Source organism: Persephonella marina EX-H1 (genome assembly GCF_000021565.1).
Taxonomy (GTDB): domain Bacteria; phylum Aquificota; class Aquificia; order Aquificales; family Hydrogenothermaceae; genus Persephonella; species Persephonella marina.
In genome coordinates this window covers 1,070,894-1,096,018 of the sequence record NC_012440.1, presented here as the reverse complement: position 1 = coordinate 1,096,018, position 25,125 = coordinate 1,070,894, and the positions used below count along the sequence as shown (strand labels likewise).

At 42.0% G+C, this 25,125-nt stretch carries 21 protein-coding genes, 2 tRNA genes and 2 rRNA genes; 8 read left to right on the top strand and 17 right to left on the bottom strand.

The window, feature by feature from the left end:
- Window positions 1-9: 9 nt before the first annotated feature.
- From PERMA_RS05670 to PERMA_RS05620, 11 genes are all read right to left on the bottom strand, one after another.
- Window positions 10-2,985: ribosomal RNA gene (locus PERMA_RS05670) — 23S ribosomal RNA — on the bottom strand.
- 81 nt (window positions 2,986-3,066) lie between these two features.
- A tRNA-Ala gene (locus PERMA_RS05665) sits at window positions 3,067-3,139 on the bottom strand.
- 14 nt (window positions 3,140-3,153) lie between these two features.
- Window positions 3,154-3,227, bottom strand: a tRNA-Ile gene (locus tag PERMA_RS05660).
- Between the two features lie 78 nt (window positions 3,228-3,305).
- Window positions 3,306-4,846: ribosomal RNA gene (locus PERMA_RS05655) — 16S ribosomal RNA — on the bottom strand.
- The 16S and 23S rRNA genes sit together here with 2 tRNA genes alongside, the layout of an rRNA operon.
- Before the next feature lie 208 nt (window positions 4,847-5,054).
- On the bottom strand, window positions 5,055-5,981 hold the full coding sequence (locus PERMA_RS05650) for a 2-oxoacid:ferredoxin oxidoreductase subunit beta (RefSeq protein ID WP_012676275.1): 927 nt from the start codon (window positions 5,979-5,981) through the stop codon (window positions 5,055-5,057).
- 32 nt (window positions 5,982-6,013) lie between these two features.
- On the bottom strand, window positions 6,014-7,816 hold the full coding sequence (locus tag PERMA_RS05645; RefSeq protein ID WP_012675448.1) for a 2-oxoacid:acceptor oxidoreductase subunit alpha: 1,803 nt from the start codon (window positions 7,814-7,816) through the stop codon (window positions 6,014-6,016).
- 98 nt (window positions 7,817-7,914) lie between these two features.
- Entirely contained in the window at window positions 7,915-8,793 is an 879-nt protein-coding gene (gene sucD, locus PERMA_RS05640; RefSeq protein ID WP_015898919.1) for a succinate--CoA ligase subunit alpha, read from the bottom strand.
- 23 nt (window positions 8,794-8,816) lie between these two features.
- Entirely contained in the window at window positions 8,817-9,983 is a 1,167-nt protein-coding gene (gene sucC, locus PERMA_RS05635) for an ADP-forming succinate--CoA ligase subunit beta (RefSeq protein ID WP_012675856.1), read from the bottom strand.
- 32 nt (window positions 9,984-10,015) lie between these two features.
- Window positions 10,016-10,579: a Fe-S-containing hydro-lyase gene (locus PERMA_RS05630; protein ID WP_012676891.1), complete on the bottom strand. Its 564-nt coding sequence runs from the start codon at window positions 10,577-10,579 to the stop codon at window positions 10,016-10,018.
- A 10-nt stretch (window positions 10,580-10,589) separates the two neighbouring features.
- The gene (locus tag PERMA_RS05625; protein ID WP_012676447.1) at window positions 10,590-11,435 is read right to left on the bottom strand and encodes a fumarate hydratase; all 846 of its coding nucleotides are present in this window, start codon (window positions 11,433-11,435) and stop codon (window positions 10,590-10,592) included.
- A 10-nt stretch (window positions 11,436-11,445) separates the two neighbouring features.
- On the bottom strand, window positions 11,446-12,444 hold the full coding sequence (locus PERMA_RS05620) for a malate dehydrogenase (protein WP_012675688.1): 999 nt from the start codon (window positions 12,442-12,444) through the stop codon (window positions 11,446-11,448).
- 147 nt (window positions 12,445-12,591) lie between these two features.
- Between PERMA_RS05620 and PERMA_RS05615 the strand changes: the two genes are divergently transcribed.
- The 4 genes from PERMA_RS05615 (at window position 12,592) to PERMA_RS05600 (ending at window position 15,344) form a co-directional block, all read left to right on the top strand.
- Complete coding sequence (locus PERMA_RS05615; RefSeq protein ID WP_012676280.1) at window positions 12,592-13,122, top strand: carboxymuconolactone decarboxylase family protein; 531 nt, start codon at window positions 12,592-12,594, stop codon at window positions 13,120-13,122.
- A gap of 11 nt (window positions 13,123-13,133) precedes the next feature.
- Window positions 13,134-13,535 (top strand): hypothetical protein, encoded by a 402-nt coding sequence (locus PERMA_RS05610; RefSeq protein WP_012675436.1) that lies wholly within the window; start codon window positions 13,134-13,136, stop codon window positions 13,533-13,535.
- Window positions 13,504-13,968: a MotE family protein gene (locus PERMA_RS05605; protein WP_012676833.1), complete on the top strand. Its 465-nt coding sequence runs from the start codon at window positions 13,504-13,506 to the stop codon at window positions 13,966-13,968. The genes PERMA_RS05610 and PERMA_RS05605 overlap by 32 nt, the downstream gene beginning before the upstream one ends.
- Window positions 13,969-14,051: 83 nt before the next feature.
- Window positions 14,052-15,344 carry a sensor domain-containing diguanylate cyclase gene (locus PERMA_RS05600; RefSeq protein ID WP_012675987.1) on the top strand — a complete coding sequence of 431 codons (1,293 nt, stop codon included), beginning with the start codon at window positions 14,052-14,054 and terminating at the stop codon, window positions 15,342-15,344.
- Here PERMA_RS05600 and PERMA_RS05595 read toward each other — a convergent pair whose 3' ends face one another.
- Both PERMA_RS05595 and PERMA_RS05590 read right to left on the bottom strand, forming a co-directional pair.
- Window positions 15,345-17,090: an ABC transporter substrate-binding protein gene (locus PERMA_RS05595; protein ID WP_012676389.1), complete on the bottom strand. Its 1,746-nt coding sequence runs from the start codon at window positions 17,088-17,090 to the stop codon at window positions 15,345-15,347. It abuts the gene before it with no gap.
- The gene (locus PERMA_RS05590; RefSeq protein WP_012675531.1) at window positions 17,087-17,284 is read right to left on the bottom strand and encodes a Trm112 family protein; all 198 of its coding nucleotides are present in this window, start codon (window positions 17,282-17,284) and stop codon (window positions 17,087-17,089) included. The genes PERMA_RS05595 and PERMA_RS05590 overlap by 4 nt, the downstream gene beginning before the upstream one ends.
- Window positions 17,285-17,443: 159 nt before the next feature.
- Between PERMA_RS05590 and PERMA_RS05585 the strand changes: the two genes are divergently transcribed.
- On the top strand, window positions 17,444-18,004 hold the full coding sequence (locus tag PERMA_RS05585) for a thiamine phosphate synthase (RefSeq protein WP_012676484.1): 561 nt from the start codon (window positions 17,444-17,446) through the stop codon (window positions 18,002-18,004).
- Here PERMA_RS05585 and PERMA_RS05580 read toward each other — a convergent pair whose 3' ends face one another.
- Window positions 18,005-18,652 carry a hypothetical protein gene (locus PERMA_RS05580; RefSeq protein ID WP_012675366.1) on the bottom strand — a complete coding sequence of 216 codons (648 nt, stop codon included), beginning with the start codon at window positions 18,650-18,652 and terminating at the stop codon, window positions 18,005-18,007.
- Window positions 18,653-18,735: 83 nt separating this feature from the next.
- Here PERMA_RS05580 and carB point away from each other — a divergent pair, with 83 nt between their 5' ends.
- From carB to hisC, 3 genes are read left to right on the top strand one after another with little or no spacing between them, the layout of a single operon-like run.
- Complete coding sequence (gene carB / locus PERMA_RS05575; RefSeq protein WP_012676003.1) at window positions 18,736-20,328, top strand: carbamoyl-phosphate synthase large subunit; 1,593 nt, start codon at window positions 18,736-18,738, stop codon at window positions 20,326-20,328.
- A 4-nt stretch (window positions 20,329-20,332) separates the two neighbouring features.
- On the top strand, window positions 20,333-21,574 hold the full coding sequence (locus PERMA_RS05570) for a molybdopterin molybdotransferase MoeA (protein WP_015899010.1): 1,242 nt from the start codon (window positions 20,333-20,335) through the stop codon (window positions 21,572-21,574).
- Complete coding sequence (gene hisC, locus PERMA_RS05565; protein WP_015898863.1) at window positions 21,571-22,674, top strand: histidinol-phosphate transaminase; 1,104 nt, start codon at window positions 21,571-21,573, stop codon at window positions 22,672-22,674. Before PERMA_RS05570 ends, hisC begins: the two co-directional genes overlap by 4 nt.
- On the opposite strand, the gene PERMA_RS10520 is transcribed toward hisC, so the two are convergent.
- The 3 genes from PERMA_RS10520 to PERMA_RS05550 are packed head-to-tail and all read right to left on the bottom strand — an operon-like array spanning window position 22,658 to window position 25,080.
- Window positions 22,658-24,628, bottom strand: coding sequence for an EAL domain-containing protein (locus PERMA_RS10520; protein ID WP_012675705.1), 1,971 nt, complete (start codon window positions 24,626-24,628; stop codon window positions 22,658-22,660). The two genes, hisC and PERMA_RS10520, sit on opposite strands and share 17 nt — an antisense overlap.
- A gap of 3 nt (window positions 24,629-24,631) precedes the next feature.
- On the bottom strand, window positions 24,632-24,850 hold the full coding sequence (locus PERMA_RS05555; RefSeq protein ID WP_012675513.1) for a hypothetical protein: 219 nt from the start codon (window positions 24,848-24,850) through the stop codon (window positions 24,632-24,634).
- Entirely contained in the window at window positions 24,850-25,080 is a 231-nt protein-coding gene (locus PERMA_RS05550) for a hypothetical protein (RefSeq protein ID WP_012676359.1), read from the bottom strand. Before PERMA_RS05550 ends, PERMA_RS05555 begins: the two co-directional genes overlap by 1 nt.
- Window positions 25,081-25,125 lie beyond the last annotated feature (45 nt).

Genomic DNA, 25,125 nt, shown 5'->3' with positions numbered 1-25,125 from the left:
AAGAAGTAAGAGGCCAAGCCTCACGGGCGATTAGTACTGCTCGGCTCCACCCATCGCTGAGCTTCCACCTGCAGCCTATCAACCTGGTAGTCTCCCAGGGCCCTTCAGGCACCTTTCGGTGCGGGAGTCCTTATCTTGAGGTGGGCTTCACGCTTAGATGCTTTCAGCGCTTATCCCGTAGCAGGGTGGCTACCCGGCGCTGCTCTTGGAGAACAACCGGTACACCAGAGCCTGCCCCACTCCGGTCCTCTCGTACTAGGAGTGGCCCCTCTCAAGACTCCTGCGCCCGCGGCGGATAGGGACCGAACTGTCTCACGACGTTCTGAACCCAGCTCGCGTGCCGCTTTAATGGGCGAACAGCCCAACCCTTGGGACCGGCTACAGCCCCAGGATGCGGCGAGCCGACATCGAGGTGCCAAACCCCGCCGTCGATGTGGGCTCTCGGGCGGGATTAGCCTGTTATCCCCGGAGTAGCTTTTATCCGCTGATCACACGCCCTTCCACGCGGAACGTGTGGGTCACTAAGCCCCGCTTTCGCGCCTGCTCGACCTGTCGGTCTCACAGTCAGGCACCCTTATGCCTTTGCACTCTAACGGTGGATTTCCGACCCACCTGAGGGTACCTTTGGGCGCCTCCGTTACCCTTTAGGAGGCGACCGCCCCAGTCAAACTGCCCGCCTGACACTGTCCCGGCTGTGGATAACACAGCTCGGTTAGATTACCCACGTGTCAAGGGTGGTATCTCACCGGCGGCTCCAGGCACCCCGAAAGGTGCCCTTCCCAGCCTCCCACCTATCCTGCGCATGACACGCAAGCAATCAATGCCAGGGTACAGTAAAGCTTCACGGGGTCTTTCCGTCCTGCCGCGGGTAGTCGGCATCTTGACCGACACTACAATTTCGCCGGGACTCTCCTCGAGACAGCGTGGGGATCGTTGGACCATTCATGCAGGTCGGAACTTACCCGACAAGGAATTTCGCTACCATAGGACCGTTATAGTTACGGCCGCCGTTTACCCGGGCTTCGGTTCGCGGCTTGCACCGCTCCCCTTAACCTACGGGCACTGGGCAGGTTTCACACCGCATACGTCCTCTTTCGAGTTTGCGCAGTGCTGTGTTTTTGGTAAACAGTCGCCCCCACCTGGTTTCTGCGACCCGCTTCCGCACCTAAACGGCACGGCGTGCGGGCACCCCTTATCCCGAAGTTACGGGGTCAATTTGCCGAGTTCCTTGAGGAGAGTTACCCCGACCGCCTTAGGCTACTAACCCAGCCCACCTGTGTCGGTTTACGGTACGGTCAGCTGTGCTTCATCGACCGTGACGTTATTTCTTGGCAGCCTGGAGTCACCCCCGTTGGGGAGGTCTAAGCCTCCCCTCCCCATCACGCCTCAGGCTTTACGAGGGACGGATTTGCCTATCCCTCACCCTAAGCGCTTAGAGGAAGCAATCCATAGCTTCCCGGAGGCTATCCTTCTGCGTCACGCCCCGGCCTCCACACAGCTGGCGCAGGAATATTAACCTGCTTCCCATCGGCTACGGCTTTCGCCCTCACCTTAGGGTACCGGCTAACCCGACCCTGATTTACATTGGATCGGAAACCTTGGGCTTCCGGCGGACAGGTTTCTAACCTGTCTTCGCTGCTACTCATGCCAGGATTCTCACTACCCAGCAGTCCATCCCTCCTTACGGTAGGACTTCTCCCCGCTGGGTACGCTCCCCTACCGCTTACCCTATTGGGTAAGCCCGCAGCTTCGGTGGCACGCTTAAGCCCCGTTAAATTTTCGGCGCAGAGCCCCTCGACGAGTAAGCTGTTACGCACTCTTTAAAGGATGGCTGCCTCTAAGCCAACCTCCTCGCTGTCTTAGGAGCTCTACCTCCTTCCCCACTTAGCGTGCACTTGGGGACCTTAGCTGGCGATCTGGGTTGTTTCCCTCTCGTCCACGGAGCTGATCCCTCGTGGACTCACTGCCGCTCTACCTTTCCCGGCATTCGGAGTTTGGTTGGGTTCGGTACCCCTTTCGGGGCCCTAGCCCAATCAGTATCTCTACCTCCGGGAAGGAACGAGCGACGCTGCACGTCGATGCATTTCGGGGAGAACGAGCTATCACAGAACGCGATTGGCTTTTCACCCCTATCCACACCTCATCCAACGGTTTTGCAGCACCGATTGGTTCGGGCCTCCAGACGGTGTTACCCGTCCTTCACCCTGGGCATGGATAGATCGTTCCGCTTCGCGTCTGCAGCATGCGACTTTATCGCCCTATTCGGACTCGGTTTCCCTACGGCTTCGCCTCCACGGCTTAACCTCGCCGCATGCCACAACTCCCTGGCTCATTTTCCAAGAGGCACGCAGTCAGGCTTGACCCGAAGGTCATAGCCCTCCCACTGGCTTGTAGGTCCATGGTTTCAGGTTCTATTTCACTCCCCTCCCGGGGTTCTTTTCACCGTTCCCTCGCGGTACTATGCGCTATCGGTCAGCCAGGAATATTTAGCCTTACCCGGTGGTCCGGGCTGATTCCCACCACCTTTCACGGGGGCGGTGGTACTTGGGATCATACCCCAGGGAGATCAGGTGGTTTCGCATACGGGGCTCTCACCCTCTGTGGCGCAGTTTCCCAACTGCTTCTGCTACCACCTGATTTTGTAACTCCCCGAGGGGCCGGCAGTCCCCTCCGGGTATGTCCCGCTACCCCGGTGTGGCTAAGGCTGCCGCCATGGCACCACACCGGTTTAGGCTCCTCCCCTTTCGCTCGCCGCTACTCAGGGAATCCCTTTCGGTTTCTTTTCCTCGGGCTACTAAAAGGTTTTACTTCGCCCGGTTCGGTCACCCTTTCGGGTGTGACGGGATTTCTCCCGCCGGGTTTCCCCATTCGGGAATCCACGGATCATCGCCTGCTTGCGGCTCCCCGTGGCTTTTCGCAGCTTGCCACGCCCTTCATCCCTTCTGGCTGCCGAGGCATCCACCATGGACCCTTAGCAGCTTGGCCTTTTCTTACTTCTTAATTGACCTCTTTCTTACCCCTTATTCTATTGCCATGTAACCTTCTTCGCCATGTAGCTTCTCTTAGTGGAGACGAGGGGATTCGAACCCCTGACCTTCTGCGTGCAAAGCAGATGCTCTCCCAGCTGAGCTACGTCCCCATCATAAAGGCAAGTGGGCCTTGGTGGAATCGAACCACCGACCTTACCCTTATCAGGGGTACGCTCTAACCGTCTGAGCTAAAGGCCCCTAGGTCGCCGCTACATGGCAGCTCAACAGGAGAGCCAGATGTGCTATATATCATCTTCCCTAACTTTTTTCCCTTATAAAGGAGGTGATCCAGCCGCAGGTTCCCCTACGGCTACCTTGTTACGACTTCGCCCCAGTCGCCAGGCCCATCATCGGCCCCTGCCTCCGTCCGAAGACGGTTAGCCCGGGGACTTCCGATGGACCCAACTCCCGTGGCGTGACGGGCGGTGTGTACAAGACCCGGGAACGTATTCACGGCGACATTGCTGATTCGCCATTACTACCGATTCCGCCTTCATGGGGGTGAGTTGCAACCCCCAATCCGCACCACGACAGGGTTTTTGGGATTTGCTCCACCTTGCGGCTTCGCTTCCCTTTGTCCCTGCCACTGTAGCGCCTGTGTAGCCCAGGGCATAAAGGGCATACTGACCTGACGTCATCCCCTCCTTCCTCCGACTTATCGCCGGCAGTCCCCTGTGAGTACCCGGCTTCACCCGCTGGTAACACAGGGCAAGGGTTGCGCTCGTTGCGGGACTTAACCCAACATCTCACGACACGAGCTGACGACGGCCATGCACCACCTGTGCGGCGCGGTTACTCCGAAGAGTAACCTAGCACCCTTTCGGGCACGACACACCGCATGTCAAGCCCTGGTGAGGTTTTTCGGTTAGCATCGAATTAAACCAGACGCTCCACCGGTTGTGCGGGTCCCCGTCAATTCCTTTGAGTTTCAGGCTTGCGCCCGTACTCCCCAGGCGGGGTGCTTAACGCGTTAGCTTACGACACGGACGGGATATCCCCGCCCACATCTAGCACCCATCGTTTACGGCCAGGACTACCCGGGTATCTAATCCGGTTCGCTCCCCTGGCTTTCGTCCCTCAGCGTCAGGTGCGTCCCAGTCGGCCGCCTTCGCCACCGGTGTTCCTCCCGATATCTACGCATTTCACCGCTACACCGGGAATTCCGCCGACCTCTTCCGCCCTCAAGTCCAGCAGTTTGGAAGGCAATTCCACGGTTGAGCCGTGGGCTTTCACCTTCCACTTACCAGACCGCCTACGGACCCTTTACGCCCAGTAATTTCGCGCAACGTTCGGGACCTACGTATTACCGCGGCTGCTGGCACGTAGTTAGCCGTCCCTTCCTCTGGGGGTACCGTCATCATCTTCCCCCCTGACAGGTGTTTACACCCCGAAGGGCTTCTTCCACCACGCGGCGTCGCTGGGTCAGCCTTTCGGCCATTGCCCAATATTCCCCACTGCTGCCCCCCGTAGGGGTGCGGGCCGTGTCTCAGTCCCACTGTGGCCGGCCACCCTCTCAGGCCGGCTACCCGTCGTAGCCTTGGTGAGCCGTTACCTCACCAACTAGCTGATGGGACGCAGCCCCATCCCAGGGCGCCCGTAGGCCTTTGGAACCCCATCATTATACAGGGCTCGTTATTGGGTATTAGCCCCCCTTTCGGAGGGTTATCCCCATCCCTGGGGTAGGTCAGCTACGTGTTACTCACCCGTTCGCCGGTCGCCAGCACCACTCCCGAAGAAGTGGCCTGCTGCCCCACGACTTGCATGTGTTAGGCGCGCCGCCAACGTTCGCGCTGAGCCAGGATCAAACTCTCCACTCAATTCCTTACGCACATCTGGCTCCCCTATTCATCTGCCATGTAGCCTAAGCGCCTTTACCTCAGCCGCTTAAAGCAGATACACAGTATATTTTAGATTTTAATCAATGTCAAGTTTTTTGTTCTTCAAACAGGGAATATTAATTATAGTTCTAAACTGATGATTGTCAAGGGTTTGAATAAAAAAAGGCCGCTTAAAGCGGCCTTCAAATTAAGGTCTGTATTTTGCAAGTATCTCGTCCCAGTCAGGTTCTTCTCCTTCCTTAGGAGCGAACTTCTCTTTCAGCTTTGCTATTCTTTCCTCAAATGTCTCTTTTTCCACTTTATAGAATATTCCGATAGGTCTTTTTCCTTTGAACGGCTCAGCATCCTCAAGCTCAGGATAATCAGCATCAAGTACATGGGAAGCAAGCTCAAGAGCTGCCTTCATATCTGAAGGATCGTGTCCTAGCTCCTTGTTTATATCTATCAGTCTTCCCTTGTAGTATTTGAAAGTATCTATCTTGTTGAAAGTTGGACATGGAGAGAGAACGTTAACGAAAGAAAATCCTTTATGTTCTACAGCTGCCTGTATTGTTTCAGCAAGATGTTTTGGATTACCTGAGTAAGACTGGGCAACAAAAGTTGCACCTGAAGCTATAGCGAACTTGATAACGTTGAACGGATCTTCAATATTTCCGTAAGGGTTTAAAGATCCTTTATACCCATGTCTTGATGTTGGAGATGTCTGGTTCTTTGTTAAAGCATACATTCTGTTATCCATAACTATAAGTGTTATATCAAAGTTCTTTCTTGCAGTGTGTGGGAAGTGCTCCATACCTATTGAGAATATATCACCATCACCTGCTGTTACTATAGTAGGTGTTTCAGGTCTTGCAAGTCTTACACCAACAGCTGCAGGAAGTGCTCTACCGTGAGCTGTGTGTATTCCGAAAGCGTTCATCCAGAGAGGAAGTCTTGAAGAACATCCTATACCGGATGTCATTGTAATCGCTGTTGGATCAAATCTCTCTTCTGAGAATGCTTTAGTTAAAGCTGTAACAACACCAAAGTCTCCACACCCTGGACACCATGTTGGTTCTATATCACTCCTGTACTCCTTAGGTGGGAGTTTTTCTTCTAACTTAATATATTCCATAATTAAATCCTCCTTTTTCTGAGTTATTTATATTAAGCACTTGCTTTCTGTCCAACTAGTTCTAATATCTTTTCTTCAATCTCAGCTGGTATGAATGGTTCACCTCTGTATATGTTGAACTGTACTATTTTCTCCTGAGGGATGTTTGTGAACATCTTCATAAATCTTGCGAAATGTCCAAGATAAGAAGCTTCAGGAACAAGTATCTGATCTGCCATAGATGCAAGTTTTTCAAGTGCGTTCTTAGGAACTGGATAGAGGAGTTTTGGATATAAAGCTGCTATCTTGTATCCTTTTTCTCTAAGTCTCTTAACAGCTTCCTGTGTTATTGATGCTGTTAATCCCCATGCAACAACAGCTATATCAGCCTTATCACCTTCCTGAAGGTCTCCAAGATCCCACTCTACCAGATGTGGATTTTCCTGTTCTATATTTGCTATCTTTCTGAATCTCTTGTCCATCATTACAGTTCTTTCTTTAGGTGTTGTTCTTGGACGTGAGTTCTCAGCGTGTTCAAGACCTGTAGCTGTGTAAGGTTTAGGTGATACTGTTGGAACAAACACAGGAGATATTCCACTTTCAGTTATGGCATATCTGAAAAGATTATCCAGTTCTTCAGGTTTTACATCTTCTTTTCTTACAACTGGTCTTTCTATAAGGTTTTCTTTTATTTTCTTTATATCAGGTGTTGGTATAGCTTCTGCTCTGAGGGATAGAGAACCATCCGTAAGCATTATAACAGGAAGCTGATACTTTTCTGATAAGTTGAATGCTTCTATTGTCAGGTAGAAGTTCTCTTCAACGTTTTTAGGTGCTATGACAACCCTCTGGTCATCACCGTGTCCACCTAATGCAGCAGCAAATAGGTCTGCCTGTTCGTGTTTTGTTGGCATACCTGTTGATGGACCAGCTCTCTGAACATCAACAACTACAACTGGAAGCTCAGTCATTGATGCAAGGTCTATAAGCTCCTGCATAAGAGATATACCTGGACCTGATGTTGCTGTCATCGCTTTAACACCTGCGAATGAAGCACCGATTATAGCAGCCATTGAGGAAATCTCATCCTCAGACTGGTAAACAAATCCACCTGTTTTTAGTATTATTGGTGAAAGGTAGTTACCAACTGTAGTAGCCGGTGTGATCGGATATGCTGCAAAAACTTTAACTCCAGCAGCTGCAGCACCCAAAGCGATAGCCTCGTTACCTTCAAGAATGATAACATCCTTCTTTGGTAATGGTCCTGGTACTTTGTAAGGATCTATTTTTTTGATATTCTCTCTTACGTAGTTAACACCTGCTTCAACAGCTTTGAAGTTTAGGTTAACAACATCTTCACCTTTTTTAGAGAATTTCTTTGTTATCTCCTGTTTGAGAACTTCTATAGGAAATCCAAAAAGTTCAAATGTTGCAGCCATTGCAACAACGTTTTTTGTTATGTACGCACCAACATCCTCTTTTGCTATCTTTGACATTGGAACCGCATATACAAAAACACCTTTTGCTTCTAGTTCTTCTATGTCAGGTTCAAAATCTCCACCTTCAGGTCCGTCCCATATAAGAACAGTTCCTTTTTTAAGTAAAGGTTTGTTTACTTCATAAGCTTCACCATTGAATGCGACAAGGATGTTAAAACCATCCCCCTGAGAAAGTATCTTTTCATCAGACATTCTAACCTGAGAAAGAGCGTATCCTCCTTTTATTTCAGCAGGGAATGATTTGAATGTCACAACTTCGTAACCTAAATTGGATGCGGCTCTCATGGTGAAGTCACCTGCAGAAATGACCCCTTCACCACCTTCACCGGCATACTTGATTGTTAAATCGAATGCCATAGCGGAATCCTCCTTATTTGTTTTGAGTCTTATTTACTTCTCTAAAATATAACACTGTTTGATTTGTAAAATCAAGTTTTTATAACGCTGTTTGATTTTTATTTTCCAAGCACCTCAGCAACAACATCTCCAATAGTTGATATATTTTTAACAGTCGTTGCACCAGCTGCCTCAAGAGCTCTGTACTTTTCATCAGCTGTTCCTTTTCCTCCTGCTATTATCGCACCAGCATGTCCCATTCTTTTTCCCGGAGGTGCTGTAACACCTGCAATATAAGCCACTACAGGTTTTGTAACATACTCTTTTATAAACTCAGCAGCTTCCTCTTCAGCTGTTCCACCTATCTCACCGATCATAACGATAGCTTCTGTTTCTGGATCATCCTGGAACCATTTTAAAACATCAGAGAACACAGTTCCTGGAACAGGGTCTCCTCCTATTCCTATAACTGTTGACTGACCTATCCCTTTGTTTGATAGCTGGAATGCTGCCTCATATGTGAGAGTTCCTGATCTGGAAACTATCCCTACATTTCCTCTCTTAAATATATGTCCTGGCATAATTCCTATTTTTGCCTCTTCAGGTGTTATAACTCCAGGACAGTTAGGACCTATAAGAACAGTATCTGGATAGTATGTTTTTATGTAGTTTTTAACAGGTATCATATCATTTACGGGAATTCCCTCTGTTATACATATTACTGTTTTTATTCCGGCGTCAACAGCTTCAAGAATAGCATCTGCTGCAAATGGAGGTGGAACAAATATCAGGGAGCAGTCAGCACCTGTGTTGTCTACAGCCTCTTTTACAGAATCAAAAACAGGTATCCCTTCTACCTCCTGTCCTCCTTTTCCTGGGGTAACTCCACCAACAACCTGTGTTCCGTAGGCTTTACACTGTGTTGCATGGAAGGATCCTTCCCTTCCTGTTATTCCCTGAACTATAACCTTTGTATTTTTATCTACAAGTACGCTCATTTTCTTCCTCCTTATTTTTTGTATTATGCTTTGCTTGCAAGCTCAACAGCTTTTTTTGCACCTTCCCACATTGTGTCTGCGGGAATAAGGTCTAATCCTGATTCTGCAAGCATTTTCTTCCCAAGCTCAACGTTTGTTCCTTCCATTCTAACTATTATTGGTACATGAGGGTTTACCTCTTTTGATGCCTGTATTATACCTTCAGCAAGTCTGTCACATCTGAGAATTCCACCAAATATATTAATGAATATAGCTTTTACATTGGGATCTGAAAGGATTATCTTGAATGCGTTTGCTATCTGTTCAGCATTGGCTGATCCTCCAACATCAAGGAAGTTTGCCGGTTCACCACCTGCAAGCTTTATTGTGTCCATTGTAGCCATAGCAAGTCCTGCACCGTTAACCATACATGCTATATTTCCATCTAACTTGATGTAGTTAAGGTTGTACTGTTTTGCCTTAACCTCAAGTTCAGATTCCTGAGTAGGATCTTCCATCTCCATAATATCAGGATGTCTGAAAAGAGCGTTGTCATCAAAATCAACTTTTGCGTCAAGTATTACGATATTTCCCTCTTTTGTGAGAACGAGAGGGTTTATCTCAACCATAGATGCATCTTCTTTCATGTAAAGCTCGTAGAGTTTTACAAATAGACCTGCTGCTTTGTTTAAGAGATTTTTAGGAAGTCCAAGCTTTAACGCTATCTCTCTTGCCTGGTACGGTCTGAGGCCTAAGAAAGGATCTATAACCTCTGTGATAATCGCCTCTGGGTTTTTCGCTGCAACCTCTTCTATCTCCATTCCACCTTCTGAGGATGCCATTATTATCAGTTTTGATTTACTTCTATCAAGTGTGATCGCTACGTAAAACTCTTTATCAATGTTTGTTCCTTCTTCTATGTAGATTCTGCTAACTGGAAGTCCTTCAGGTCCTGTCTGGAAAGTGACAAGTGTTTTTCCAAGAAGTTCAGCTGCATACTTCTGAACCTCATCAAGGTTGTTTGCCAGTTTTACACCGCCTGCTTTTCCTCTTCCACCAGCATGAATCTGGGCTTTAACAACGACAGGGAATTTTCCCAGCTGCTGGGCAGCTTCAACTGCTTCCTCGACTGTGAATGCAGGATATCCTTTTGGAACAGGAAGCCCGTATCTTGCAAATATCTCTTTGGCCTGATGCTCATGTACTTTCATCTGAATGCCTCCTATTTATTTTCTTATTCTTTTTATATCACTAACTTTCTGAACTTTTTCTGTCCCTCCTCAAATACATCTCCTCCGTAGATATCATTTGCAACAATAACAGGGAAGTTTTCAAAGTACAGTTTTCTGATAGCCTCTGGTCCTAAATCTTCATAGGCTATGATCTCAACACTTTTTATATGTTTTGATAAAAGCGCCGCTGTTCCTCCATAGGCTGCAAAGTAAACAGCCTTGAATCTCTTTAATGCTTCCTTAACCTCCTCTCCTCTCCATCCTTTTCCTATTGTTCCTTTTAAACCCAGTTCAAGAAGTTTAGGTGTGTATTTGTCCATTCTGTAGGCTGTAGTTGGACCTGCTGAACCTATAACCTGTCCAGGTCTTGGTGGTGTGGGTCCAACGTAGTAAATTATCTGCCCCCTTATATCAAATGGGAGCTTTCCTGTTTTCTCGTACTCCTCTAACATTCTTTTATGTGCTGCATCTCTCGCAGTATAGACGTATCCTGAGATTAAAACCCTGTCGCCTGCTCTCAGGTTCTCTATTATCTCTTCTGTTAGTGGTGTTGTTATCCTTTTTATCTCAGACATAGCTTACCCCTTATATCTCAATCTCTTTATGTCTTGAGGCATGGCACTGTATGTTTACAGCAACAGGTAAAGAGGCTATATGAACAGGAGCTATCTCTATCTTTACATCAACAGCTGTTGTTGTTCCTCCAAACCCTAAAGGTCCCACACCGAGCTGGTTTGCAAGAACAAGAAGTTCCTCTTCCAGAGCTGCTATTTTAGGGTCAGGATGTCTCTCACCTATATGTCTGAAAAGGGCTTTCTTTGCGAGAACAGCTGAGTAATCAAACGTTCCTCCTATACCTACACCAACTGTAAATGGTGGGCATGCGTTTGGACCTGCATTTGCAATACATTTGAGAACAAACTTTTTAACACCTTCCAGGCCGTCAGCAGGTCTCAGCATGATCTGCTTACTCTGATTTTCAGATCCTCCACCTTTAGCTGCAAACTTTATCCTTATCTTATCTCCCGGAACGATATCAAAGTATATAAGTGCAGGTGTGTTATCCCCTGTATTTTTCCTCTCAAAAACAGGATCAAACGCTAAAGATGCTCTTAGATAACCTTCCTTGGTAGCTTTTCTTACGCCCTCATTTATAGCATCTCTTATACTTCCACCTACTATATGGACATCCTGACCTATCTCCACAAAAAATACAGGATAACCTGTATCCTGACAGTAAGCTACCTTCTCTTTAGATGCGACCTGGGCATTTTTCAGTATCTCATTAAGTATCTCTTTTCCTATAGGAGATTCTTCTTTGTCAACGGATTTTTCTATTGCATGTATAAAATCCTCAGGTAGATTGTACTCTGCGTCCATTACAAGATCTTTAACTATCTCTGTAATCAAAGAAGCCTGTATCTCTCTCATTACCTACCTCTTAAATCAATCCAAGTTCTTTTATTCTTTCAATTCCTGATTTTACTGAGTTTACAGATGATTTCCACAGATCTTTTTCTTCCGGTGTGAAGTCAAGTTTTAGTATCTCCTCAACACCGTGAGCTCCAAGTTTAACAGGAATACCTATACATACATCTTCTGCATCATAAAACTCTGCGACATCGCCGTCTAAGTATACCGAGCATGGAAGTATCTCTTTTTTATCGTTTATTATCGCCTCAACCATCTCCACAACAGATGCGCCTGGTGCATGGTATGCGGAAGTTCCCATCAGACTGACTATCTCGCCTCCACCAAACTTTGTTCTTTCAACTATCTCCTTTAATCTTTCTTCAGGTATAAGTTTTGTTAAAGGTTCTCCTCCTACATTTGAAACAGACAGGAGAGGCACCATGTCATCACCATGACTTCCTAAAACATAGGCGTTTATATTTTTAACTGACACCTTAAGTTCCATTGATAAAAATGCTTTAAATCTTGCTGTATCAAGAACACCTGCCATTCCCATAACTCTGTTTGCAGGGAAACCGGTAAGTCTGAACGCCGCATAAGTCAGAACATCAACAGGGTTTGAGACAACAATAACTATAGCCTCAGGTGCAAACTGGGCTATCCTTTCTGATATCGTTCTTATAATACCTACATTTTTTGAGAGGAGATCATCTCTGCTCATACCTGGTCTTCTCGGGAAACCTGCCGTAACAACAACGATATCAGATCCTGCAAGAGCTTCGTAACCTTCACCATCAGCTGTTACTGTATATCCTTCGACTTCAACATCACATCCAATAGCTGCCGCCATCTGTTTTATATCAAGGGCTTTACCTTTTACTATTTCGTAAACTTTATCTTCTGTCTGTCTTGCAAGATCAAACATTCTTACATTTGCGATCTCTTTGATGGCTATTAGATTTGCGACGTGTTCACCAACGTTCCCGGCTCCGACCACTGATACTACTGGTCTTTTGTACTCTCCCATTGGCGGCCTCCATATTTTGATAGTTTAAATTAGTCTAAACTTTATAAAAAGTTTTGTCAAACAGCGTTTGATTTGTTTTTCAGGGTAGATTGAGTATTAATTGAGTCTTATAATTATTAACAGTTAAAATCTGACGGAGGTAAAAAAATGGCTTACATCAAATTACCTGAACTTGAAGAGATGGATCCTGAAATTCAGGAGCTTGCAAAAGAGATACTTAAAAAAACAGGAAAGTTAGGGGAGATATTCCAGCTGCTTGCTATCAGAAAGGATATATACTTTATGACGGATAACTGTGTAAAGACCCTCCTTTTAAAGGAGACAGAACTTCCGTACTCAACAAAAGAAAGGATAGCCCTTTTAATCTCAAAAGAAAATAACTGTCCTATGTGCGTTGATGTACATAAGAATATAGCAAAGATGCTGGGTATGTCTGAGGAGCAGATTGAGGAAACATTAAAGGGTGTTGATCATATCAATACTACAGAAGAAGAAAAGGAGCTTTTAAGGTTCTGTATAAGGGCCTCGAGGAAGGATAACTACAAGATGACAAAGGAGGATATAGACAGGATTCTTTCACTTGGTTATACGGTAACACAGTTAGTTGAGGCGATAACGATAACTGCATACTTTAATTATATAAATACACTTTCCAATGTTTTCGGTCTTGGAAAGTAAAAAGGTTTTTAATGAAAATATTAGAGCTTTTTAAAAAGAAGTTAAAGTTTGATATCAGGGTTTACAGAACAAAGATTGATCAGATTGATAGGGAGCTTGCTGATCTTATCTCTGGAAGAAACATGCTCTATGAGCGGTATGAAAGAACAAAAAATGAGAGTTTCAGTGATGTCAACACACTTCATTATAAGATTGAGTACCTGAAAAAACTTGAGAAGGAGATATTATCAATAGATGAAAAGATAAAAGTACTTGAGATGAAAAAGGAAGCTGTTAAACTTCAGATTAAACTGAAAAATGCCGAGAAAAAAAGCGTAGAGAAGTATATTAAGAATATCAACAGAGATGCTCTTAAGAAGGAACTTAAGAAGGAGATACAGATTGCTGAGACTTCTTATAATAACAGGCGTTAGTTTTTCTCTTTTCTTAACGGCGTATTCTGTTGATAATCAACAGGCTGAAAAGATAGAAATACAGAAAGAGATAGAAAGACTCTCAAAGTTGAGGGAAGAGATAAGGAAACTTCTTGAAGAAAAAAAGAAGATTCTGAAACAGATTGAGGAAAGGGAGAAAGCCCTTATAAAAAGGGAGGAAAATATAAAGAAAATTTTGAAAAAAGCTGAGGAAGACAGATATAAAAAACTTGCAAAAGTTTTTGAGAAGATGGATCCTGAGATGGCAGGAGAGAAGATATCTAAAATGACAGATCCTGTAAAGGCTGCTTACATCATATACAACATGAAAGATAGGCTTGCGGGGGAGGTTATGAACTATGTAGATCCGGAAATGGTGGATAAAATAACAAAAATATTAACAGATCTGAAAAAGATAAAAAAAAGTAAATAATGATATTGAAAATTATTTTATAAGAACCCATAATAAGTATTTGAAACTAATAACTGTTATTTATTTGGAGCTTTTTTGTAATAATGGGTGAAAATTTAGAGATAAAACTTGCAAAAAGTATCTTTACAGAGGGATTTGATTATCTATGTTCAATAATCCTCAGAAATCCTTATCAGCAGAAATACTTTGACAGATCAGATGTTGAAAAGTTGAAAAAGATCCATATGGAGGCTTTTCTATCAGGGATAGAGGGGGATCTGAACAATGTTAAAAGAAAGGGATTTATACTCGGGAAAATCCATTTCTCAATGTCAATACCTTTCAGTGCTACACTTACAAACCTTGAAAAGATGGAGTATGTTTTATCCGGATTTATAAAAACCAGATTTATGGAACTGAACTTTAATCCTGAGGATGCCTTAAAAAAGATTGACGGTATATACCATATTTTGAGAAATTCTGTTGCTTACGGTTATCTTTTTTCATTTCTCCAGATTGATAAGGTTGTAATCAGGGAAAAATTAAGGACTGTAAAGTACTCAGAAGAAGAACTGAGATTTTACGTTAAGGAACATCTTGTTTGGTTGAACAAGATAATTGAGGATATTAAGAAGCTGAGAAAGGAAAGCAGTGTTGAGCTTGATGTAAACAAATGTAAGTTCTCTCGTTTATTAGAGGATGAGACTGTACTTAATATAAGTAAAAAGAAATTTAACATACTTAAAGATATTCATGAGAAGATACATAAAACGGCTATTGATATTTATTACAGCATTGAGGAGAGAAATTTTATAAATCTTCTGTTTGATTATATAAACCTTCAGAAACTTTCAGCCCAGTTTTTATCACTTTTAACAGTAAAGATCGCTGTTAGAAGTGTTGAAGATGCCAATGTTGATCCTCTTACAGGTGTTCTAAACAGAAGACCGATGGAGTTTATACTTAACAATCAGTACCAGATATCAAAGATATCAAACAGGCCTGTCTCGATTGCCTTACTTGATATAGATGATTTTAAAAAGATAAACGATAGCTATGGACATCTTGTTGGAGACTGTGTTATAAAACAGGTTTCCTCTATACTACAGAAAAGTCTTAGAAAGTCTGATCTGATATTCAGGTTTGGTGGGGAGGAGTTTCTCATTTTTATGCCTTTTACAGAAAAAAGGGATGCCTTTAAGGTTATGGAAAAGCTGAGAAAGAAGATAGAGGAGAAAGATATTATCTGTGGGAAAAATACCATAAAGGTTACTGTAAGTGTAGGGGTTGAAGGTGCAACACTTCACCCTAATGAGACTGTTAATGATATTATAGAAAGGGCTGATAAAAAGATGTTAAGGGCCAAAAGAACAGGTAAGAACAAGGTTGTTATATGATCATTCCTCTATATAGACATACTCACTTTTGTACCATCCCCACACTGTAGGAAATACATTTTTAAGTTTGTTCTTAACTGCAAGTAGCTCTTCAGGAGCGGCGATAAATATCATTGGCTGTTGTTCACCTATTATTTTGAAGGCTTCCATGTACAGTCTATCTCTCTTTTCAGGATCAAGCTCAACAGCTGCCCTGTTGAAGAGTCTGTCTATCTCCTCCTCCCATTCTGTTGCTGGTTTCTTCTGGTTTGGATACCACATATGTAGATGTCCTGATGAGAGCCAGACATTCTGACCAAAGTAAGGATCCATACTTCCTGTAAGACCTATTATAACGGCCTCCCAGTCGTAGTTGGACATAAGTCTTGTTACAAGGTTGTTAAAATCTATAGCCTGAAAGTTAACCTCAATACCTATTCTTCTAAGGTCATCTTTCAGAATATTTCCTATAATCTCCCTCTCTTTATTTCCAGAGTTCGTGATTAGCGTGAACTCAAGTTTGTGACCTTCCTGATCGTAAAGGTAACCATCTTTTCCCTCTTTAAAACCAATTGAAAGTAGAATCTCTTTTGCTTTTTTTAGATTAAAAGGGTATTTAGGGTAGAAATTTTCATCAAACAGCCTTCTGTTTGCAGGAGTTACGGCAGTGTATATAGGGTATGCAAGCCCGTTGTAAGCTATATTTATAATCCCCTGTCTGTCAACTGCATAAGATATAGCCTGTCTGAAAAGTTTGTTTTTAAACCATTTAAGCTTGTATTCAGGGATGGGAGCTTTTGGGTTCTGGTTAAAAACGACAAACAGAGTTGATGGAGTTGCTCCAAGATTGTAAACTGTAAAATCTTTCTCTTCTGCCTTTGGAAGAATTTCAGGAAGATCAGCAGGTCTGACACCATAGTAATCGATCTCTCCTGAAAGGAATTTAATAAGCCTTACATCCGGATCACCTATAATCTGGGCTTTTACCTTAGTAATATAAGGTATTTTCTGACCTTTACTGTCTTTTTCATAGTAATAAGGATTTCTCTCATAAACAGCATACTGACCAACAACGTACTCCACAAGTCTGTAAGGACCCGTTCCTATAAGCTCTTCGGGAGGTGTGTTAATCCCCCATGTTGATGTGAATGTTCCATTATCCACATACTTTTTAAGTATATGTTTGGGCAGGATAGGCTGTCCTACAGCCTGAAGAAATGGTGCGAAAGGTTTTGGTATAACAAACTCTACAGTGTGATCATCTATCTTTCTAACCTTGAATTTCTTCCCCTCAATTATGAGCATGTCCTTTGCAGATGAAGGAATATCAGGATTGTAGTATATCTCGTTGTACGTGAAAACAACATCATCAGCAGTTACAGGCTTTCCGTCAAACCATCTTGCATCTTTTCTAAGGTAGAATCTCCACACCTTTCCGGATTTATCCCTTTCCCATCTCTCTGCAAGATCAGGCTCAGGCAGTAGGGTCTTAAGGTCTGTTTTTGTAAGGCCGTTGAAAAGAACTCCTATTACAGCTGTTGATGATGTTTCCTGAGCCATAACAGGATTGAATGTCTTTGCATCTCCTGAAAGAGCCCTCTTTAAAGTTCCGCCTTCTCTCCCTATCTCTAAACGGAATTCATCGGGGTTAACCTTTTTTATCGTGTAACTGTACTCCTCACCTGAAGTCTGGATCAGATATATTGGGAGGAAAAGAACAGTTATGGATAAAAAAGCTTTTATAAATGTGAGTATATAATCTTTCATCTTTCCTTTTCTATCATCTTTTTAATATCTTCATCGGTTAACTTTTTCGCCTCTTCTATAAGGAAAACAGGAATATCGTCTATAATAGGATACTCAAGTTTACATTCTGTACATACAAAAGAGTTCTCCGTATATATGAGATCCTTTTTACATACAGGACAGGCTAATATCTGCAGTATATCTTCAGGTATCATAATTTCCTCCAGTTAATATTAGTTATATAATTCTATAATATAAACTTAAAGGAGGTCAGTTAATGGATCCTTCAACTTTGTTTCCAGCTATCATAATAGGTATGGTAGTTCTTGCTGTTGTTGTATTTGGAATAATACTTTATCTGGATAAGGGGTGATATGCACCAGATTCTGAAGAAGTTCTACGCTATAACAGACAGAAAGCAGTTTAAGTATGATTTTGAGACCCAGATAAAAAGGATGCTTGATGCCGGGATCCGTTTTTTCCAGCTCAGGGAGAAAGATCTTCCATCCAGTGAACTTTTCAGATATGCAAAGATCATGGAGGATCTATTAAAAGGATATGATGCCTTTTTTACTGTAAATGAAAGGGTTGATATAGCTGTTTTAACAGGTGCTGCTGGTGTTCACCTTCCTGAAAATAGTATTCCTTTAGATGTTGTTAAACATAAGTTTCCTGATCTTATAGTTGGGAAGTCCTGTCATTCATTAGAGTCAGCATTAAAGGCTGAAGAAGATGGAGCGGATTATATTTTTTTCTCACCTATTTTTGAAACTCCCGGAAAAGGAAAACCTGTAGGTCTGGAAGAACTGAAAAAGGTTGTTGAGAACGTTAACATACCGGTTTACGCTCTCGGAGGAATAACCGAGGACAGAATTCCTGATGTTCTGAAAACAGGAGTTTACGGTATAGCAGGTATAAGACTATTTATAAGTTAGCTACCTGAATCTCTTTAAAAAGTTGTCCACAGTGTCGTGGTAAAGTGCAGATAGAACTTTGTAAGAGTCTCTATCTGCTGATAGAACCCTACCACCAATCTCGTTTCCTCTTATCCACCTGACCTCAAACTTAATTTTAAGCTTATGTCCGGACACGGTAAGTATATCCCCTGTGCTGACAGCAAACTCTACGTAATCAGGAACGACGATTCCTATACCTGTAATAAGACGGTATGATGGCGGATCAAGGGATATATCTTTAATGTGGATTTTGGAAGATATTAGCTGTGCTTTTCTACTCAGCACGAACTTATTTTTAGAAGACCTGTGAATATTCAGTCTGAAGTAGGCTCTTTTGTCCAGACCATGGTATCTGAACTCAGCTTTCAGCAGTCTTTTTGATCTTCTTATTTCTTTAAGTTCACATATTAGTACTTTTTTATTCTTCTTAAGTAAAAGCTTTGTACTTTTTTTTGATAGAAGTAGTTCTTCAATCTCTGGAGGAGAGATTCTTCCTATCTCTACCTGATTATCCTTTACCCTATCTACCTTAAAGCTGAAATAGACAGGTAAGGATCCCTGATCAGTTTCTATCTCAATGGAAGCATAATGGGTTAAAGAGGGTGTAAAACAGGAATCTTCAGACATAATGTTTTCTCCCCGAGGTGTATATCTGTTATTTTTATAAATTAACAGTTAAAATATGTATAGTCAACATCAGGAGGTTCAGTGTGAAAAAAGGGAAAATTATAATTCTTGGTAGTGGTCCAAACAGGATAGGACAGGGGATAGAGTTTGATTATGCCTGTGTTCACTGTGTATGGGCCTTAAAAGAAGAGGGTTATGAGGCAATTATGGTAAACTGTAACCCAGAAACTGTCTCAACCGATTATGACACATCAGATAAGCTTTTCTTTGAACCTATAGTTTATGAGGATGTTATAAATATAATAGAAAGTGAAAAACCTGTCGGTGTTGTAGTTCAGTTTGGAGGTCAGACACCTTTAAAACTCGCTGTTCCTCTCCAGAATGCAGGTGTTAACATACTTGGAACATCTCCAGATAGTATAGATATAGCTGAAGACAGGGAAAGGTTCAGAAATCTTGTTATAAAACTGGGACTTAAACAGCCTGAAAGCGGTATAGCAAGATCAAAGGAAGAGGCAATAATAATATCTGAGAAGATAGGATATCCTGTCCTTGTGAGACCTTCCTATGTACTCGGTGGAAGGGCTATGAGGCTTGTTTATGACACACCTGAACTGCTTAACTATATAGAAGAGGCTGTGTATGTAACTGAGGACAAACCCCTTCTTATAGATAGATTTCTTGAGGATGCTATCGAGCTTGATGTTGATGCTGTTTCCGATGGTGATGATGTCCTTGTTGGTGCTATTATGGAGCATATAGAGGAAGCAGGCATACATTCCGGTGACAGTGCAACATGCATACCTCCATACACCCTCTCAGATCAGATAATGTACGAGGTGAAAAGACAGACAAGGATGCTGGCAAAGGCTCTCAATGTTAAAGGTCTTATGAACGTTCAGTTCGCCGTTAAGGATGATGAGGTGTACATAATAGAGGTGAATCCAAGGGCCTCAAGAACTGTCCCATTTGTAAGTAAAGCTATAGGTTATCCTCTGGCAAAGATCGCTTCTAAGGTTATTGTAGGGAGAAAACTTAAGGATATACTTCCTGATGTTTTTGATATAAAAGAGACTCACCCTGCTACGGATTTTCAACCTAAGGAGTTTAAAAGGTACTCAATAAAAGAAGTTGTTTTCCCTTGGAACAGATTTCCTGAGGTTGATCCTTTACTGGGACCTGAGATGAAATCCACAGGTGAGGTTATGGGGATAGATGAGGATTTTGGACTTGCATATTACAAAGCTCAGGCAGCTACAGGTTCTGTTCTTCCTACAGAAGGGAATATCTTTATATCTGTTGCAGACAGGGATAAACCTCAGATCGTGGAGCTTGCAAGAGGTCTTATAGATCTCGGTTTTAATATATTCGCAACAAAAGGAACACACAGCTTTCTTAAAGAGCATGGTATTGATTCATTCCTTGTAAATAAGCTATCAGAGGAAAGACCTAATATCGTTGATAGAATAAGAAATGGTGAGATAAAGATGATAATAAATACACCTTCAGGGAAGAGGGAGAGATCTGACGCTTACTATATAAGAAGGGCGGCTGTTGAGCATAAGATACCTTACTTCACCACAGTCAGGGCAGCTTACGCTTCCTTAGAGGCTATAAGATCTTTTAGAGATAAAGAATTAAGTGTAAAACCATTACAGGAGATGTTTCAGGAGTGATGCTATGATCAGATTTGATGAGGCTATGGATATTATCATTGAGAATACAAAGATCCTTCAAAAGGAGAAGGTGTTCTTACCTGATGCTCTGGGAAGGGTTCTTGCTGAGGATATATATGCGGACAGGGATAACCCACCTGCAGACAACAGTGGTATGGACGGTTTTGCGGTAAGATACGAGGATATAAAAGGTGCCTCTGAGGACAGCCCGGCTGTTTTAAAGATCGTTGCAGAATCAAAGGCAGGTGGAGAGCTTGTTAAGGTTGAAAAAGGAACAGCAGCATATATATACACAGGAGGTCTTATACCTGAAGGTGCAGATACTGTTGTTCAGAAGGAATTGACAAAGGTTGAGGATGATAAGGTCTTTATATTCCAGGAGTTACCTGAAGGATCAAATATAAGACCTCAGGGCGGTGACTACAGGAAAGGTGATCTTCTCATAAAGTCAGGTAAAAAGATAAGATCTGCTGAGCTTGGGATACTTTCTTCCGTTAATAAGCCTACTGTTTATGTCTATAGAGAGCCTGTTGTTGGAATACTTACAACCGGAGATGAGATACTGGATCTTGGAGAGCCTGTTACAAAGCTTTCACAGATAAGAACATCAAACACATACTCTCTTTACGGACAGATAAAAAGTATGGGTGCAAAACCTGTAATACTTGGCTTTGCAAAGGATGATCCTGAGGATATTAAAGAAAAGCTCTCCTATGCTGAGAGCTGTGATATTCTCCTCACAACAGGTGGAATATCTGTAGGTGAGTATGATCTTGTTAAGGATTTTGTGACTGATGTTTTAGGTGTTGAGATTCTTTTCTGGAAGGTTGCACAGAAGCCAGGAAAACCTGTTGCTTTTGGTGTCTGGGGTGATAAAAAAGAGAAGCTGTTCTTTGGTATACCTGGTAATCCTGTTGCTGCAATGACTGTAGTTGAGACTATGGTTAAGCCTGCTGTAAGGAAGATGAGAGGTGAGAGCTATATATTTGATCCTGTTGTAAAAGCGAAACTTTCAGGAGGATATAAAAGAAAAAAGGCCGAGAGGCTTGAGTTCATAAAGGTATCACTTGAGCTTACAGATGAAGGTTTCGTGGCGAGGGCATACAAAAAGCAGGGCTCAAACATACTGACAAGTATGCTCTATGCAGATGGTTTTGGTCTTGTTGATATTGGTGTTAAGGAGATAAAGGATGGGGAGATGATAGATGTTATTGTTTTTGATACTGATTTTATGAGGAAGAGATGATAAATTATCCGGATTTTTTGAAGAATATCCAGACTTACAAACCCGGAAAGCCTGTAGAAGAGGTAAAAAGGGAACTTGGTCTTAAAGAGGTAATAAAGTTAGCATCAAATGAGAATCCTTTTGGTTGTTCCCTTTCTGTAAAAAGAGCTGTTGAGAGGGAGGCTGTAAATATAAATTTCTACCCTGATGGTGGGGCTTACTATCTGAGAGAGGCTTTATCAGATTTCCATTCTGTTGAACCTGATCAGATCATATTCGGTAACGGATCAAACGAGATAATAGATATGATAGGCAGGGTATTTCTTTCTGATGGTTCTGAGGCTTTAGCATTTGAAGGGAGTTTTGTTGTTTATAAACTTGTTACAGAAATATCAGGTGGGATATTCAGAGAGATACCTTTAGAGTGTGATCTTTCAAGGGATCTGAATAAGATTTTTGATTATATAACAGAGAGAACGAAGGTTATTTTTATTGATAATCCCTGTAACCCTACAGGTTTTGCAAATAAAAAAGAGGAGTTTGAAAGCTTTTTAAAGGATCTGCCTGATAATATACTCCTTGTTTTAGATGAGGCGTACTTTGAGTATGCGAAGGAACACGGCGTTCCTGACGGGATAAACTATATAAGAAGGATTAATCCTGACATACCTGAAAAAAATATAATTGTTCTGAGAACATTCTCAAAGGTTTATGGGCTTGCAGGTCTTAGAATAGGTTATGGGATATCTAACAGGGAGATTATAGAGGTTTTAGAAAAGGTAAGACAGCCTTTTAACACAAACCATCTTGCACAGGTAGCCGCTTTAGAGGCTCTTAAGGATCAGGATTTTGTCAGATTTTCCGTTGAGATGAATGAGAAGGGTAAACTCCAGATATATGAAGGACTTGAGAGATTAGATGTTCATTTTATCCCTTCTTATGGTAATTTTGTTATGTTTAAAGTTGATGATGGGGAAAGGGTTTATAAGGAACTTATGAAAAAAGGTGTTATTGTGAGACCTGCATTTGGTTTTGATAACTATCTGAGGGTATCAATAGGAAGGGAGGATCAGAATAAAATATTTTTAGAAAAACTTGGAGAGATCATATCAAAATGTTAGGAGATGGTTTTCCGAAGTAAAAACCCTGAGAGAAATCAACATCAAGCTCTTTTACAACCTCAAACACCTCTTCAGAATGGACATGCTCAGCAACGGTTTTCTTACCCAATCTTTTTGCAAATCCAACTATAGTCTCAACTATGATCTGTGAGTTTATATTTCTGTCTATATCTTTTATAAGTGAGGAGTCTAACTTTATATAATCAACATCAAGCTTTAGTATAAACTCAAAATTTGAGTATCCACTTCCAAAATCATCTATGGCTATCTGGGCTCCAAGTTTTTTAACCTCTTTTATGAACTGGGATACAGTTCTGTAATTTCTTATACTCTCAGACTCAAGAATTTCAAAGATAATATCATTTCTATAACTTTTCAGAAACTCAAATATCCTTTCTGTAAGCTCCCTGTTCTCTATATCCCTCACAGATAGATTTAAACTGAATTTATGGGGGATATCCTTTATCTTTTTGAATATCGTCTCAATTATTTTTGCTGTTATCTCTGGATAGACGGGACTTTTTTTAGCGATATCAAAGAATGTTTCAGGGAGTATCTCAGACCCATCGGTATCTTTAAGTCTTACAAGTGTTTCGTAACTTTCAACAAGTCCTGTTCTGTTGTTATAAACAGGCTGGAAATGAACGGTAACCATATTCTTTCTTAATGCCTCTTTTATCTTTTTCATAACTGTTATGTTGTGGATGTACTGCTTTTCTATACCAAGGTTTTTAGAGTAAAGCTGAATACTTTTTTTATGCTGTTTTGCGTATTTCAGTGCCATATCTGCTCTGCTGATAAGTCTTTCCTTCCCTGAGGCATAGCCTGCTGTCATATATATATGTATCTCTGTCTCACCGCATATAAATATCTCTTCATGGATGTTTTCTATTATCCTCTGAATAGTGTTAGAGAACTGATCCATAGTAATATCTCTATCTGAAAGGATGGCAAACTCATCACCTGAAAGTTTGTAAACTGTGTACCTGTCTTTATCAACGTAGGAGTTTATCTTTCTGCCAACCTTTTTTAGAAGCTCATCCCCTATCTCCTGACCGTAAAAATCATTTATCTCTTTGAAGCTGTTGATATTGAATATGGCAAGTTTTGGATCTGATGATCCCTTTATATCCTCAATCAGCTTAAGTCTGTTTGGTAGCGATGTTAATGAGTCTGTAAAAAGCTGTTTTTCAAGTTTTCTATTCAGATTCTCAAGCTCCTTTTCTCTTTTTATTATCTCTGTTATATCCCTTTTTATACCAACGTAGTATATAGTTTTCCCTTTCCTGTCTTTTACAGGAAAGACGGAGAGATCAATATTTAAAACTGTCCCATCTTTTCTTTTCAGATCCACTATCCCTCTGAACTTTCCCTGTTCATTCACCTTCCTTATGATCTGTTTTAACTTTTTCTCACCGATGGAGATCGCAGGAGTTTTTCCTATTATCTCTTCATCAGAATATCCTGTAAGATTCCTGTGGGATACATTCTGTATAACATACCTTCCTTTACTGTCTATAACGGCAATCCCATCCTGGGCTTCATGGAATATCTTTTCATAAAGGTTAAGCTTCTCTTCAGTTTTCCTCAAAGATGTTATATCCCTTACAGTAACAACAGCACCTTTATACCCATCTTTGAGATGAACTGTTGATACTGAGAGGTAAACAGGTATGCTCTCATCTCCGGAAACGAGAGAAAAGTCATAGCTGTAAAGATCTTCTTCCCTTTCTATAAGTTCATTGACAAGATCAATAAGTTTAAATTTATTTCCTGAGCTGTCTAATATGTATATCTCTTCTATATCTCTGTCCGTTATATACCTGTCCTCAGAGTAAAGAACACAGCTTTCATTTCTATCGCAAACAAAAAGAAGATCCTTTAGCTCTATAACCCTTTGCGGTGATATAACAATCGTCTTTTCTATCAGGTCATCTCTATCTCTGTTGTCCACTTCTTAACCTTTATTTATCATAAACCTTATATTTTCAAACCAGTTCTCAGCCTCTTCCCTGCTGTCAAAATCCTTACTGAAAAATACAGATTTCTCACCTGCGTTCGTGTAAAAAGCCCATCTGAATATCTCACCGTAAGGCTCAGAGCTAACAACAGACAGCTCTACAGCTGTCACCATATCAGAATTTATGTAAACCCCTTCATCTATCTGGACGAACATCACCCTTCCTCTTCTTTTAATGCTTTCAACTCTTCCCTTTTCTTCTTAAACCATCTGTAAGATGAGACTATGAGAATGATCCCTATAACAGAGCCTGCGATCAGTTTTGATGTCTGTATGTCTGTTTCTGTTATTCTGAAGGTTGAAAACCAGATGAAAACATAAACAAGATAAAGTCCGTAAAGTAAGAGAGCTACTGAGAATGTTTCCCACAGTATCTTTGTAATCATCCAGTTTCTCCATAAATTATTTAAAATTTATTAATCTATATAATA